The 12,905-nt window shown below is 59.3% G+C and carries 15 protein-coding genes; 6 read left to right on the forward strand and 9 right to left on the reverse strand.

Features of this window, described 5'->3' with window-relative positions; all coding sequences use genetic code 11:
- Window positions 1-33: 33 nt before the first annotated feature.
- Window positions 34-414: a hypothetical protein gene (locus tag GRAN_RS01625; protein WP_150133247.1), complete on the reverse strand. Its 381-nt coding sequence runs from the start codon at window positions 412-414 to the stop codon at window positions 34-36.
- A 532-nt stretch (window positions 415-946) separates the two neighbouring features.
- Here GRAN_RS01625 and rph point away from each other — a divergent pair.
- Window positions 947-1,690, forward strand: a complete 744-nt coding sequence (rph, locus tag GRAN_RS01630; protein ID WP_128911276.1) for a ribonuclease PH — start codon at window positions 947-949, stop codon at window positions 1,688-1,690.
- A gap of 269 nt (window positions 1,691-1,959) precedes the next feature.
- Here rph and trmFO read toward each other — a convergent pair whose 3' ends face one another.
- The 6 genes from trmFO to GRAN_RS01660 all read right to left on the reverse strand — a co-directional run bounded on the left by trmFO (window position 1,960) and on the right by GRAN_RS01660 (window position 8,899).
- Window positions 1,960-3,363, reverse strand: coding sequence for a methylenetetrahydrofolate--tRNA-(uracil(54)-C(5))-methyltransferase (FADH(2)-oxidizing) TrmFO (gene trmFO / locus GRAN_RS01635; protein WP_128911277.1), 1,404 nt, complete (start codon window positions 3,361-3,363; stop codon window positions 1,960-1,962).
- A 95-nt stretch (window positions 3,364-3,458) separates the two neighbouring features.
- Entirely contained in the window at window positions 3,459-5,540 is a 2,082-nt protein-coding gene (locus tag GRAN_RS01640; protein ID WP_128911278.1) for a PP2C family protein-serine/threonine phosphatase, read from the reverse strand.
- Between the two features lie 943 nt (window positions 5,541-6,483).
- On the reverse strand, window positions 6,484-6,708 hold the full coding sequence (locus GRAN_RS01645; RefSeq protein ID WP_128911279.1) for an FAD-dependent oxidoreductase: 225 nt from the start codon (window positions 6,706-6,708) through the stop codon (window positions 6,484-6,486).
- Window positions 6,709-6,957: 249 nt separating this feature from the next.
- Complete coding sequence (gene budC / locus GRAN_RS01650; protein WP_128911280.1) at window positions 6,958-7,731, reverse strand: meso-2,3-butanediol dehydrogenase; 774 nt, start codon at window positions 7,729-7,731, stop codon at window positions 6,958-6,960.
- 21 nt (window positions 7,732-7,752) lie between these two features.
- Window positions 7,753-8,484: an SDR family NAD(P)-dependent oxidoreductase gene (locus GRAN_RS01655; protein ID WP_128911281.1), complete on the reverse strand. Its 732-nt coding sequence runs from the start codon at window positions 8,482-8,484 to the stop codon at window positions 7,753-7,755.
- A gap of 1 nt (window position 8,485) precedes the next feature.
- Complete coding sequence (locus GRAN_RS01660) at window positions 8,486-8,899, reverse strand: carboxymuconolactone decarboxylase family protein (protein ID WP_128911282.1); 414 nt, start codon at window positions 8,897-8,899, stop codon at window positions 8,486-8,488.
- A 67-nt stretch (window positions 8,900-8,966) separates the two neighbouring features.
- Between GRAN_RS01660 and GRAN_RS01665 the strand changes: the two genes are divergently transcribed.
- From GRAN_RS01665 to GRAN_RS01685, 5 genes are all read left to right on the forward strand, one after another.
- Window positions 8,967-9,644 carry a TetR/AcrR family transcriptional regulator gene (locus GRAN_RS01665; RefSeq protein ID WP_128911283.1) on the forward strand — a complete coding sequence of 226 codons (678 nt, stop codon included), beginning with the start codon at window positions 8,967-8,969 and terminating at the stop codon, window positions 9,642-9,644.
- A 158-nt stretch (window positions 9,645-9,802) separates the two neighbouring features.
- Window positions 9,803-10,357 (forward strand): RNA polymerase sigma factor, encoded by a 555-nt coding sequence (locus GRAN_RS01670; protein ID WP_241654277.1) that lies wholly within the window; start codon window positions 9,803-9,805, stop codon window positions 10,355-10,357.
- Window positions 10,354-10,842 carry a zf-HC2 domain-containing protein gene (locus GRAN_RS01675; RefSeq protein ID WP_128911285.1) on the forward strand — a complete coding sequence of 163 codons (489 nt, stop codon included), beginning with the start codon at window positions 10,354-10,356 and terminating at the stop codon, window positions 10,840-10,842. The genes GRAN_RS01670 and GRAN_RS01675 overlap by 4 nt, the downstream gene beginning before the upstream one ends.
- A complete protein-coding gene (locus GRAN_RS01680) occupies window positions 10,839-11,351 on the forward strand; it encodes a zinc-ribbon domain-containing protein (RefSeq protein WP_128911286.1) in 513 nt (170 codons plus the stop codon). The genes GRAN_RS01675 and GRAN_RS01680 overlap by 4 nt, the downstream gene beginning before the upstream one ends.
- Complete coding sequence (locus GRAN_RS01685) at window positions 11,341-11,760, forward strand: DUF6632 domain-containing protein (RefSeq protein WP_128911287.1); 420 nt, start codon at window positions 11,341-11,343, stop codon at window positions 11,758-11,760. Before GRAN_RS01680 ends, GRAN_RS01685 begins: the two co-directional genes overlap by 11 nt.
- Window positions 11,761-11,958: 198 nt before the next feature.
- Here GRAN_RS01685 and GRAN_RS01690 read toward each other — a convergent pair whose 3' ends face one another.
- Window positions 11,959-12,321 carry an energy transducer TonB gene (locus GRAN_RS01690; protein WP_241654278.1) on the reverse strand — a complete coding sequence of 121 codons (363 nt, stop codon included), beginning with the start codon at window positions 12,319-12,321 and terminating at the stop codon, window positions 11,959-11,961.
- A gap of 80 nt (window positions 12,322-12,401) precedes the next feature.
- Window positions 12,402-12,902, reverse strand: coding sequence for a GNAT family N-acetyltransferase (locus GRAN_RS01695; RefSeq protein WP_128911289.1), 501 nt, complete (start codon window positions 12,900-12,902; stop codon window positions 12,402-12,404).
- Window positions 12,903-12,905 lie beyond the last annotated feature (3 nt).

Genomic DNA, 12,905 nt, shown 5'->3' on the forward strand with positions numbered 1-12,905 from the left:
CCCCTCACTGCTGCGCCGAATGCACCTCTATCTCTAAATGACATAGGCACCTCCCCTTCCGCCGCGTCCGCGACCGTTGTCCAGCATTCCTGCAGCCACGTCCCACAACTCCGCCGTGATCCGCTTCTGGTTTCCCGATGCGGGAGCGCTATGCCGATAGTGAATCGCTCTGCCTGCGAGTAGATCCGGAGGCCCAGGGTCGAACGAGTCAAGGTGGGATGGGTTCATTGGGCCGGAAGCGGGAGGAACGCCCGCAATGGGAAGGAGTAGCTCGACACAGGTCGCGAGAGCCTCGCTGCTGGCGTCGCGTATCGCGTTCCGTGAACCGGCGACCAGCGTCACGCGGATCCACACAGCAGCCGTCCCTCGGCACCCTTGGTGGGGGCCGGGAATCACACACTCCGTCGGGTTCATTCCGGCGAAGGCTGCGTCTAGCGTGTTCCGATCTGGAGGTCGATCCGCAGAAGGGGAAGCGGCTAGCTCCAGCGACACTTTGGGTGCAGAGGTTGATGTTTCGCCTGATGATCCTGTGAAGCTGTTCTTCCCGTAGGCTGATGTGCTGCTCTGAGTAGCCCGCATGTTGTACCTCAAGTAAAACTCCGGAATGGCCTTTTTGGCACATCCGGCACTCCTCCTCTAATCACGTTACGTGCCAAAGTGGAACGAACCCTAAGGTACTGAGGACAAAGGGCGAAGGCGAAGCTGGTTTGGTCATGAATCCACCTCCCTCTTTCCCACTTTGGAATGGGCACAATACCTGTGGTGGCGAGAGCGCAGCAAAGACGCAGTGTTTCGGATCATCTCATGCGAATTCCCGAATCGGGATTGAATCCCGTTATAGTTCTGGACCGGAACCAACCTTGATCGCGGCGAAGTTAGCCTGGGGAGTGTTGTCTGGCCTGGCGAAGACTTACGGCTTGACTCTGCACCACACTATAATCGACCGATGCCTGATGCTACCCAGTTGTTCCGGCCTGGTGGCCGCGATGCCAATGCTCTTCGTACGATTCGTCTTACGCCTGGATATGTCGGGACCGCGGAAGGATCGGTGTTGATTGAGGCTGGGAATACTCGTGTGTTGTGCAATGCGACGATCGAGGCTGGCGTTCCAGGATGGATGCGGAACTCTGGGCGAGGGTGGGTTACGGCGGAATATGGGATGCTTCCGCGAGCTACACTGACGCGCTCGGCGAGAGAGTCGGAGCGTGGGAAGGTTGGCGGACGGACGCATGAGATCCAGAGGCTGATTGGGCGGAGTCTGCGCGCTGTCGTCGATATGAAGGCTTTGGGCGAGAGGACGATCATTCTTGACTGCGATGTGATTCAGGCGGATGGCGGGACGCGAACGGCGGCTATTACGGGTGCTTCGGTTGCGCTCGCGATTGCGCTCGAGAAACTGGTTGCGGCTGGAACTTTGAAGAGTTCGCCTTTGAAACAGATGATCGCGGCGACATCCGTTGGGATCGTCGACGGGCATGTTTTATTAGATTTGGCTTATGAAGAGGATTCGCGAGCGACTGTCGATATGAATGTCGTGATGCTTGCGGATGGCGGGTTGGTGGAAACGCAGGCTACGGCGGAGAAGGATTCTTACAGTCGCGCTGCGTTGAACCAGATGCTCGATCTTGCGGAAGCCGGAATTCGCGAGCTTCTGGTGCTGCAGCGCGAGGCTCTGAAGCAGGGTTCGTAAGGGGGTACTCCCCCTCCCATAGCCCGCGTCGAAGTCCTTTGGTTTGAGCAGGATGCGAGACATCACGCCCCGCAAACCATTCATAACAAATGACTTACTGCTAAATATTAGCAAAAAATGGACTTAAGGCTGAAGTTGAAAAGGCCGCAGCGGGCGGGCTGCTGCCTTCTTTGACTCTGGATTAATTGTAGATCATCGACCATAACTAAAAGGACATTTGTAAGTTCAATCAAATGTTCAAGTTGTACGATTTGCCTCTTGACAAGATTTCAGCGATTGCCTGTGAGCCAGGAATCCCAGGCTACGAGGGCTCGGTCGCACTGGAGCTTGTGGCGTTCCTTCTTATCGCGCATCTTTTTACGGAGCTCTTCTTCGAGCGGAGGGAGGAGATCGAAGGTGATGTTGGCTGGTTGGAAGCGCTTGGACTCAGCGTGGGTGATGTAGTGGGCGAGGCTTCCGTTCGCGCTTTGGCGGGGGGCCGGGGTGGGCTGTTCGTCGCGGGCTAAAGCGGCGGCGTAGCGTCCGGCGAGCATGCCGGAGGCGATGGATTCGGTGTAGCCTTCCACGCCGGAGAGCTGGCCGGCGATCATGATCGATGGGTGGGCCTTGAGCTGGAGAGTCTCGGTGAGGAGGCTTGGGGCGTGGATGTAGGTGTTGCGGTGGATCTGGCCGTAGCGGAGAAATTTGGCGTTTTCGAGGCCGGGGATGAGGCGGAGGACGCGGTTCTGCTCGCCGAACTTGAGGTGGTTCTGGAAGCCGACGAGGTTGTAGGAGTCGGCGCGGAGGTTCTCCTGGCGGAGTTGGACGACGGCGTAGGGCCAGCGGCCGGTTTTGGGATCGGTGAGGCCGACCGGCTTCATGGGCCCGAAACGGAGCGTGTCGCGCCCACGGCGGGCGGTCTCCTCAATCGGGAGACAGCCTTCGAAGTAGTGCATCTTCTCGGGAGTCGAAACGGGAGGGGTTCCCGACGCGGCGTTGGCGAGGTGTTCGGGATTGCCATCTTCGGGAAGTTTTTCCCAGGATTTCTGTTCGATGTTTTCTGCTGAGATGAGGGCGTCGAGGAAAACTTCGTACTCTTCTTTGGTGAAAGGGCAGTTGATGTAGTCGGCGGTGCCCTTGTCGTAGCGGGCGGCGAAGTAGACCTTGTCCATGTCGATGGTGGAGGCGTCGACGATGGGGGAGATGGAGTCGTAGAAGGCGAGGTGGTCGGCACCGGTGAGGCGCTGGAGTTCAGCGGCCAGAGCGGCCGAGGTGAGGGGGCCGGAGGCGAGGATGGTGATGGTGTTGGGCTCGTGTTCGTCGAGGGAGGTGATCTCTTCGCGGCGGATGGTGATGCGGGGATTGTCTTCGAGGAGCGAGGCGACGCGGCGGGAGAACTCGACGCGGTCGACGGCGAGGGCGTGGCCGGCGGGGACGGAGGAGGCGTCGGCTTCGCGGAGGAGGAAGGAGTGGGCGCGGCGCATCTCCTGCTTGAGGAGCCAGGGCGCGGTGTTTTCGGACTCGGACTTGAGGGAGTTGGAGCAGACGAGTTCGGCGAAGTCGGCGGTCTGGTGGGCCTCGGTGGAGCGGTGCGGGCGCATCTCGTAGAGGGTGACGGTGCAGCCTTGGGCGGCGGCCTGGAGTGCGGCTTCGGGGCCTGCGAGGCCTCCGCCGATGATGCGGATGTTTTTCATTTTGACGTTTGCTTTCAGAGGGACTGGGAGGGTCGAGTCGGATTGGCGCTGGGGGGGACGAGCATAGGGATTATTTTACTTTGGTGAGACTGCAGCTAAGCGGTACGCGTGACGGCAACCACGCTGATGTCGTCGTTCTGGCCGAATAGCTGGGCTGCGTCGGCGAGGGCTTTGACTGGAGTGGAGTTTCGCAGGAGTTCAGCAACGCGCTCGAAGCCGAACAACTCTCCTTTCTCGTTCGTCGCTTCGAGGATTCCGTCGGAGACCATCACCAGCTTGTCGTCGTCGGCGAGGGTGAAGTGCATGACGGAGAACTCCGCTCCGTCGATCATGCCGAGCGGGAGAGCGCCTTCCATGTCGAGCGGCATGCCGTTGCGATAAGGCGGGAGATGGCCGGCGTTGGCGAGCGTGCAGCTTCCGTTTGCGGCGATGCTGAGAGCAAGGCAGGTCGCTTGTGAGGATTCGCGGCCGAGGAGGCGGCGGTTCAGGGCCTGGATCATGGCGAGCGGGTCGGAGTTGAGTTCGGCGGTGCTGCGGATTGCGCCGACCAGCAGGGCGACGGTCATGCCGGCCTGGAGGCCCTTGCCGGTCACATCCCCGGCAACGATGAGTGTGCTTCCGTCGCCTGAGTGGGGAATGATCTGGAAGAAGTCGCCGCCGACCTGGCGGGCTGCACGGTATTCGGTCTCGATGAGAAGACCGGGATATACGGTCCGAGACTGGGGAAGGATGACCTGCTGGACCTCGGCGGCCTGCTTGATGTCGAGAGCCTGCTCGCGCTGCAGACGGAGCGAGAAGAACAGGCGCCGCAGCAGAAGGAAGAAAAGGGCGAGTACCAGCAGAAGGCTCGCCGCCGTGTCAAGGGTGACCGTCGTCCCGAAAGGAAACCAGATGACCCGAATATGAAGGACCATCAGTTCATTCTGGAAATTTGACACGCCGAGCATAAGGACGGCGGGCAGGGCGACCCACCCTTCGCGCCCCTGCTGGCGAACACCGAGGACGACGACCAGCACCAGAAGCGCGAGGAAGGCGAGCCGCACCGCGACCGAGACCACGTGAAGCTTCACGGCCGCAGTGTGCGGGACGAGGCCGGAGAATATCTCGCCACCCAGCAACTGGCCGACCATGTAGAGCAGCGTCAGCAGCAAGGCTACCTTCGGCAACCAAACAGGCCTCTTCAACTGAAACCATACACGCCAGACCATCATCCATAGGCCGAGGCAGAGCGGGACGAAGAGAACGTCTACCAACAGGTCAGAGGTCACTTCGCTGATCGACTGGCTAAGGTAACTGACGATTTGGACGACCAGGGTACAGGCTGAGATAGCGTAGACCGCCGTGATCCAGTAGTAGATCTTGTCGGAGCGGTCGAAGATGGAGAGGCTGATGGCCAGCACCACAAGCAGGAAGAAGAAAAGAGTCTCGACGATGCCTACCGCCTGAGAGCGAACCTGTTCCAGCCAGCGGACCCGATAGATGGTGCCGACCCCGCCTTCCTCTCCCAGCGCAGGGGCAGTATGGAAGCCTCCCGCATCCGGTACATACTTGAGCGTGGCGGCTTCCATCCAGAAGCGGAAGGCGATTACCTCGGTGCCATCGGCTGTAGCAGCCAGGCCTGAGTGTGGAATAGGGAAGAACGTCGGCTGGGCGACGTAAACCGTGGGATGGCTGGTGGAGAAATCACCGAAGCTGCCCAGCAGGGCGCCGTTGGCGAAGACCTGAAAGCCATCGTCCACGTCGCCATCGGGACCAGCAATTGCAAGCTTACTTCCGGAGGGATTCGCTACTTTCACGCGGATGCGATACCACGCGTAACCGGAGTACCCGGGATGGCCCTGGGCCGTCCATCCCGGGACGTAGCCGGTGACGCCGCTGAAGGCATCGAAGGAGCCTTCGGGCGGGGTGAGGTCGACGGTCTCCCAGTGGGAGTCGTCGAAGCCGGACTCAGCCCAGAGTGGCTGGTGCGTCGCGGGGTCGAGCGGCGAGTCGCCGATGTTGAACTTGTACGGGCCGTTGAGCGAGAAGACCGACTGGCCCAGGGTGATGTGGTCTATACCGTCGGATGACTGGACACGCTGGAGGGGCGCGGGCGATTGCGCGAGGGAGGTGAGGCAGAGGAAGGACAGAAACAAGGCAGAGAGATGCTTCAGGGTAGGCCGGGCGAGTGCGTACAAGGGCTTTGTTCCTCATCCGTACTATAACCAGTCCGGAACGTCGGCAGTTGTTCGAACCTGAGAGGAGATGAAAATGCTTTGGAGCACTTCCAGGCGTTGATGGTGGCGAGGCGTGGGTCGTGGATGCCGGGCGGTCATGGCTCCTACCTTCGCGACGGTGAGGCTGTCGCGAAGTGGGGCACCCGGCTTTGAATGGGACCCCTTGAAGCGTCTCTCAAGGAGCATGCAAGCGCGGGAGAATGCGGTAAGCTTTGAATGTGAATCGGGGTCGCCACCTTCGTCGAATGTTTGCGCTGCTGCTGGCATGCCTGTGGATTACGAGCGCCTCCTTCGCCGAACATCTCTCGGCAGAGTTTCCGCTATGTCAGCCGGACCACTCTCCCTGTTGCCCGCTGCCCGTAAATAATGCGCCTGAGTCGTGTCCGGCGTGCCATGCGCCCATAACGGTCGCGGAGAAGGACGAGAGCAACTCGGAGGGAGTGCGAATCACACTACGCTCCGAGTGTGTTCCCCACCCTAGACCACTCCTTCTCATCCACATGGGTCGGCGCGAGTTTGAATCAGGTCTGCGCTATCGTCCGGCCGTTTTTCAGCTTAAGGACGATCTGCGAATCTAGGGAGATCTTTTAACCTGGCTCGCAGTTCACGGCTCGTTCTTATCGAGGGTCGTGTCCTTGATTTGCAGAAAAACTAAAGGAGATTTTATGAAGACCAGCTTTCTATCGTTAACATTTGCCGCAGTTATGGTCTTATCCCTACCAGCGTTCGCCTCAACCGTTAACGCCTGCTGCGGGGACCCAGTCTGTTGTGATGGTGGCAGTTGCTGTCAATAGCATTTGCCAGAACAGAGAGGCCGCCTGCGGGCGGCCTTTCTCAGATGCGTATGGGTCTTATGGTCTTGAATACTATGCACATGAGTCTGGGTAAACGCGCATCAGGGCGGTTATGCGGCCGAGGTGAGGGGGCCGGAGGCGAGGATGGTGATGGTGTCGGGCTCGTTTTCGTCGAGGGAGGTGATCTCTTCGCGCCGGATGGTGATGCGGGGGTTGTCCTCGAGGAGGGTGGCGACGCGTTTGGAGAACTCGACTCGGTCGACGGCGAGGGCGTGGCCTGCGGGGACGGCGGAGGCGTCGGCTTCGCGGAGGAGGACGGAGTTGGCGCGGCGCATCTCGTAGAGGGTGACGGTGCAGCCTTGGGCGGCGGCCTGGAGTGCGGCTTCGGGGCCTCCTGCGAGGCCTCCGCCGATCAGAGAGACTGGGAGGGTCGCGGGGAGGTCACGCCGGGAGAAGAGAGGAACATAGAGATTCTTTTACTTTGGTTCGATGTTGGTTCGGACTTACTGACGAGAAGCCCACGTAGCAGAACTTATGGCAGGTACGGGAAAAATCCCGCACCTGCCATGGTGAGAGCGACCGATCTAGACCAGGCCGGTCATGTTCGGCTGGCCGTTGGAAGCTGTAATGCCGCCATCGACCGGAAGATTGACGCCGTTCACGAACGCTGCATCTTCGCTGGCGAGAAAGGCGATCACACCAGCCACTTCCTCCGGCTTGGCACCACGTCCGATCGGGAGACGATCTTTGAACTTCGCGATGAGCGGTTCGTTGTTTTCGAAATCGGCGGTCATCTCGGTCGAGGTAAGGCTGGGATTGACAGCGTTCACACGCACTCCTTCGGAACCGAGCTCCAAGGCGAGCGCACGCGTCAGGTTTGTGACGGCTCCCTTCGCAGCGTTATAAATGCTGCCGCCCCAGTCTCCACCAAGCCCTGAGACCGAAGAGACGTTCACGATCGAGCCCTTCGTCTTGAGCAGATGCGGCAGGGCTGAGCGGATCGCGAAGTACACTCCGTCCACATCGATGCTCATCACCTTGTGCCACTGCTCGGTCGTGCTCTTCAAGATAGGCCCAAACGCGGCAACTCCTGCGTTGTTCACAAGAACGTCGATGCATCCGAACTTCTCGACGGTGTCCTCGACTAACTTCGTGACGTATGCCTCGTCAGAGATATCTCCATCGTGAAGCAGTACACGCCTGGCATCGATGCCGTTGGCTGTCTCCGCGAGCTTGTCCTTGCGGCGTCCATTGAGAACGACCGCTGCTCCCTCGGCGAGAAAGCGCTTTGCTGTTGCAGCTCCGATGCCGGAGCCGGCGCCTGTCACGATCACTACTTTTCCCTCAAAACGATTCATGGTGTCTCCTGTTGTTTGCCGTTAGCTCATGTACCAGCCGCCATTGGCGTTGATGGTTTGTCCTGTGATGTAGCCGTTCCCCGCAAGCATCAGCGCGATGGAGGCGACCTCTTCGACCTTGCCGAAGCGGCCGATGGGGATTAGATCGGGCCTGATTCGATTGTTGCTCTTCAACATCTCCGTTTCAATCAAGGCGGGAGCAATCGCGTTGACGGTAATGCCTTCCTTCGCAAGAAGGGCTGCATACCCGTGCATCATGCCGATCAGCCCTGCCTTGCTCGCCGCATAGTGCGGTCCGATGACGCCGCCAAGCTGCGCCGCGACCGAGGAGAGCATGATGATGCGTCCCCACTGTTGTGCGCGCATCGCGGGCAGTACCGCCTGAGTCACGTAGAACGCGGAACTGAGGTTGATTCCGATGGCTTCATTCCAGTCCACCGGAGAGATTTGATCCAAAGGCTTACTCGGATTGATCCCGGCGTTGTTGACGAGAAGGGATATCGGGCCGAGGGCTGCACTTGCCTTGGCCACGGCAGATGCAGCATCCGTTGCGTTCGACAAGTCCGCGAAGCACGCGTGAGCCTTGCGTCCAAGAGCATGTACCTCTGCCAGCACCGCGTCAGCATCTTCGCTGTGCTTCCGCCCGACAATAGCCACATCCGCACCAGCGCGAGCAAACTCCAGGGCAATCTCGCGCCCGATGCCACGCGTGCCGCCAGTGACCAAAGCTACTTTTCCGTGCAGTTCCGCCATCTTAGCTGCCTTTTTCGTCAAGCTTCGCAAACGCTTCCCGCGCGGCCTGGAGAGCTCCAATGGAAGTCGGAAGCCCAGCCGCGAACGTGATTTGTACAAGTGCTTCGACGATCTCGGCGCGTGTCGCTCCTGCCCGCAGTGCTGCGCCGATATGCATCTTGGCCGCGTCGTATCCGGTTGCACCCAAGGTTGCACAGGTGGCAACAATGATGAGTTCGCGCGTCTTCAGATCGAGGCCGGGGCGATGATAGGCATTCCCGAACTCGGCTTCGAGGATCAGACGCCCGAATCCCGGCGCTATATCTTCAAAGCTCTTTTCAAAGTCGATCGACGATGTTCCGAGGGAAGAGGTGAAGGTCTTAGAGCCTTGTTCGTAAAGTGCATCCGGTGCGAGTGTTTGCGATTGATCGGCCATATTCCGTTGGATGCACAGTACTGTGCAGAAGTAGCATCAAAAGTGCACATCGCTTATGCTGGCCTAGATGGCCCAGTCCCCGGAACGCTCAATCTTCGACTCCCTGGCCGCTCTTGATGTGATGTCGAAACGCGACACCATCCTTGCCGCGGCTACCCGTGTGTTTATTCAGCACGGCTATGAAGGGACGAGCATGGAGCTTGTGGCTAAGACGGCCTGCGCGGCGAGACGCACCCTTTATAACCAGTTCCCGGAAGGAAAAGCGCAGCTCTTCTCGGCCGTGGTGGAGCGCATGTGGAAGGCGTTTCCGGTTATGTCGATCGCGACGGACGAAGCGATGCTGGCTGATCCGGAGAAGGGTCTTCGTACGATCGGTTATGCCATTGGAAACTTCTGGAAGACACCGCTTTCGGTCTCCTTCTTACGAATGATCATCGGAGAAGCGTCACGGTTTCCCGAACTGATGCGCAGCTTTTTCGACGCCGGTAAGACACCGGCAGTCGGAGCGATTCGCAACTACATCGCAGAGTTGGGAAAGCGCGGGACACTCGATATTGACGACGCGGGCCTGGCGTCGGAGCAATTCATTGGAATGATCGACGAATCGGTGCTCTGGGTTCGCGTGATGGGTTCGGATTCGGAACTTGCATCCGAGCGCATTGCCGCTGTTGTCGAACAGGCCGTAGCCATCTTTCTTGGGCATTATCGGAAGCCCGCGCAACGCGTGGCTCGGCGCACGAAGTAAAGGTGTCTTTCAGCGGAAAAGCATGCTCCCACCTTAGCGACGGCGAGGCTGTCGCGAAGGTGGGGCACCCGGACAGTGGTTCTACTTTTTCGTAATTTCCGGTTCCTGGTTCGTATACCCAGCGTATGTTCGACGGTGATCAGACTTCGAGGGCGTGCATGGAAAGCGATACGGAAAGAATCGCGCTTGGGTTGCGCCAGAAAGATGTCGCTGTCCTCGAGAAGCTGGTCGAGCAATACCAATACCGACTTGTTCGTTATCTCGTCTCCCTGTTGGGCAGACGCGATGGAGTTGACGACCTGGTGCAGGATATATGGCTTCGGGTTCTGGAGCGGGGTGAATCCTACAACGGGCTCTCCCGCTTTGAACCATGGCTTTTCAGAGTGGCGCGCAATCTCGCTCTCGATGCCATGCGTAAGCGGCCGATGTTCAGCCTGGACTCAAATGAGGAGGATGTCGTTCGCTCATCGCCTGCGTCCAGTGAGCCTTCGCCATACACGCTTGCGGCGCGGACACAAGATGCCGAGCGGCTAGCCCACACGCTCGAGACTCTGGAACCCCTGTTTCGCGAAGCCCTCATGCTGCGCTTTCAAGAAGATTTATCTCTACAGGAGATCTCTGTGATTGTGGGAGCGCCGGTCTCTACCGTCGCTTCCAGAATTTATCGAGGACTGGCAATGCTGCGTCCTCAGTTCGAGGGGGAACCAGCATGAATTTTAATTTCCACGAAACTTTCCAACAGATGGTCGACGAGAGCCTGGCGGGTACCATCTCAGCGGAGAAGAAGCAATCTCTCCGCGAGCATCTCTCTACTTGCGTTCCGTGCCAGGAGTATCTCAGCGCCACCAATCGGGTTATCGCGGGCCTGAGCGGTTTTTCCTTCGAAGTGAATCCGACCCTCAATGCGAAGGTTCTGGCAGCCCTCAGACTACAAGCGGAACAGGTCCGATCGGCAAGGCCACGCCGTCTGCAATTCATGCGTCGGCACATCGTGGAATTCAAGGTCTGGGCTGCATTTGCCGTAGCGCTCTTGCTATCCATTGTGGGATCGGCATTTGTCTACGAGGTAGCCACGCTGCTGTTGCACTTCGAGACGGTGCAAGTCCGTACTGATGTGCTTATCTTTTGGCTGCTGCCATCCTTTTGCGTGACTTTATGTCTGCTCGTTACGCCAAGCGATAAGAGAGGTATTGCATGACACAGCAATCGGCGGTGCTTTTGATAGCGTTCCTGGCCGGGCTCTTCGTTGCGGCTGCCTTGTTAGGAACCGCGAAACGACATCTTCTACCAAGGTTTGCGATGGTCATCGCAGCATTGGCTGTCCCGGTTTGGGTAGCCTGTTTTGCTTCCGGCTTTGGCCGTTCCTTCCTTGCTTTCAAAGGATTTCTCAATTCCATGCCCGAAGCGCTGTGGTTTGGCGTGACGTTTGGTGTCTTCACCGCGTCGTTTTTTCTTGCTCTTGGGTATGTCTATGGGGACGCCAAAAGGCGTGGGAAGCCTGCATGGGCATGGACGATTGCCGCCTTCCTCATACCCAATCTAATCGGGTTTGTCCTCTATTTCGTCTTCCGAGGACCACTGCTTCGGCCTTGCACTTCCTGTGGCAAACCTATTCGAGGGGGAGAAGCATTCTGCTCACACTGTGGATACTCGCAGGGTTCCAGTAGCGGACACATCGCACACGATGGAGGACCGTATGAAGCGTGAGCGTGCTTTGCAGGTCGTTTTGATGGTGGTCGGCTTGCTTTATTCTTTCTGGGGGTACTTGCTATTCGACAATCTTTGGCACGATAAGTGGTTTGACAAGCATTGCGATGTCATGCCGATGTTCCTGAGCCTTAACACGGTGCTTGGGGTTTGTCTGTTGCTGGCTATCAAGCAGCCAGCGAAGCATCGATTGATGATCGGCTATGGTGCGTGGTCAAGCCTTGCCCACGCGTCCACGATGACCATCATGTCGGCACAGGCTATCGTTCACGGGACACACAGGCAGGATAGTCCCCAGGACATTGTGATGTTTGTCGTGATTGGAGGCACGCTGCTTGCACTCCTCCCGGCAAGACAAGCATCGCCGGCCGGCGCGCTTATCAGTGACCCGCGCTTTGCTGAGCGCTAGGGGACCTTCGACCGCGGCCCGAGGCTGCACCCTCGGCGGCTGAAGCCGGTCTTCTTCCGGCGTTGATGGCGGCACGGCTGAAGCCGTGCCCTCAAGCGAGGCATGAGGCGTGGATGTCGGGCGGTCGCGGCTCCCATCTTAGCGACGGTGTGGCCATCCCGAAGGTGGGGCACCCGGCGGCTCTCCGCCAAAGAATGGCTAGAAGATGCCGAAGCGCTTGTGCTTGCGGCCGATCACTCCCGGTTCGTCCATGAAGATTGCCGCCGGTTTTTGAAGGACGGTGTAGTGCTGGACGTCGGTACGCCCTTCGACCTGGGTCGTGTGGTCGGTCTTGAGGACATAGGAGACCACCACGGGGCAGGTACGAGGGCCTGGGTATGCGTTGGCTTTCCAGCCTTTGACGAAGTCTATCGTGCCGCCCTTCAACATGGCATGTCCGCTGAGGACTTGCAGGTCGGCGACCGATCCATCCTTTGCGAAGGATGCCATGAGGATGACGTTTCCTTCAACGTGGGCGGCCTTTGCGATGGGGGGATAGATCGGGGCGGAGGTCTCGGTCATAGAACTTAGGCCGCATGGTTCGGCGGCTCTTAGCCATCGGGCGCACGAGAGCAGGAGAAGTGCGAGGAGACTCCCGCGAATCATGGCTGGAGTTGAGCGAGAGCGGGGAGGCTTTCGCCGGCTACGCGCATGATGCGCCACTCGGTGAGGGGGACGGCTCCGAGGGATTCGTAGAAGTCGATGGCGGGGGTGTTCCAGTCGAGGACGTTCCACTGGAGGCGGTGGAAGCCGGCGGCGTGGGCGGCGGAGGCGACGCTGGTGATGAGGGCTTTGCCGATTCCCTTGCCGCGCATGGCGGGGAGGACGAAGAGGTCCTCGAGGTGGATGCCGGCGCCGGTCCAGGTGGAGTAGGTGTGGAAGTAGAGGGCGAAGCCGGCGGGGTCGCCGTCGAGTTCGGCGAGGATGCAGTGGAAGCGCGGGGTGGGGCCGAAGCCGTCGCGGAGGAGGTCGGCCTCGGTGGTGAGGACGGCGTGGGGTTCGCGCTCGAAGTCGGCGAGGGCGCGGATGAAGGCGTGAATCTGGGGAACGTCGGAAGGGGTGGCTTCGCGGAGGATGAGGCCGGTGGGTGGGGCGGGAGGCATGGG

The organism is Granulicella sibirica (assembly GCF_004115155.1).
In the GTDB taxonomy this organism is placed as follows: Bacteria; Acidobacteriota; Terriglobia; order Terriglobales; family Acidobacteriaceae; genus Edaphobacter; species Edaphobacter sibiricus.

Coding starts and splice junctions, on each gene's coding strand:
- GRAN_RS01660 (WP_128911282.1), bottom strand. CDS start 8,899: ATGGCCGATCAATCGCAAACACTCGCACCGGATGCACTTTACGAACAA.
- rph (WP_128911276.1), top strand. CDS start 947: ATGCCTGATGCTACCCAGTTGTTCCGGCCTGGTGGCCGCGATGCCAAT.
- GRAN_RS01695 (WP_128911289.1), bottom strand. CDS start 12,902: ATGCCTCCCGCCCCACCCACCGGCCTCATCCTCCGCGAAGCCACCCCT.
- GRAN_RS01690 (WP_241654278.1), bottom strand. CDS start 12,321: ATGACCGAGACCTCCGCCCCGATCTATCCCCCCATCGCAAAGGCCGCC.
- trmFO (WP_128911277.1), bottom strand. CDS start 3,363: ATGAAAAACATCCGCATCATCGGCGGAGGCCTCGCAGGCCCCGAAGCC.
- budC (WP_128911280.1), bottom strand. CDS start 7,731: ATGAATCGTTTTGAGGGAAAAGTAGTGATCGTGACAGGCGCCGGCTCC.
- GRAN_RS01670 (WP_241654277.1), top strand. CDS start 9,803: ATGGAAAGCGATACGGAAAGAATCGCGCTTGGGTTGCGCCAGAAAGAT.
- GRAN_RS01685 (WP_128911287.1), top strand. CDS start 11,341: ATGAAGCGTGAGCGTGCTTTGCAGGTCGTTTTGATGGTGGTCGGCTTG.
- GRAN_RS01625 (WP_150133247.1), bottom strand. CDS start 414: ATGAACCCGACGGAGTGTGTGATTCCCGGCCCCCACCAAGGGTGCCGA.
- GRAN_RS01680 (WP_128911286.1), top strand. CDS start 10,839: ATGACACAGCAATCGGCGGTGCTTTTGATAGCGTTCCTGGCCGGGCTC.
- GRAN_RS01645 (WP_128911279.1), bottom strand. CDS start 6,708: ATGCGCCGCGCCAACTCCGTCCTCCTCCGCGAAGCCGACGCCTCCGCC.
- GRAN_RS01665 (WP_128911283.1), top strand. CDS start 8,967: ATGGCCCAGTCCCCGGAACGCTCAATCTTCGACTCCCTGGCCGCTCTT.
- GRAN_RS01675 (WP_128911285.1), top strand. CDS start 10,354: ATGAATTTTAATTTCCACGAAACTTTCCAACAGATGGTCGACGAGAGC.
- GRAN_RS01655 (WP_128911281.1), bottom strand. CDS start 8,484: ATGGCGGAACTGCACGGAAAAGTAGCTTTGGTCACTGGCGGCACGCGT.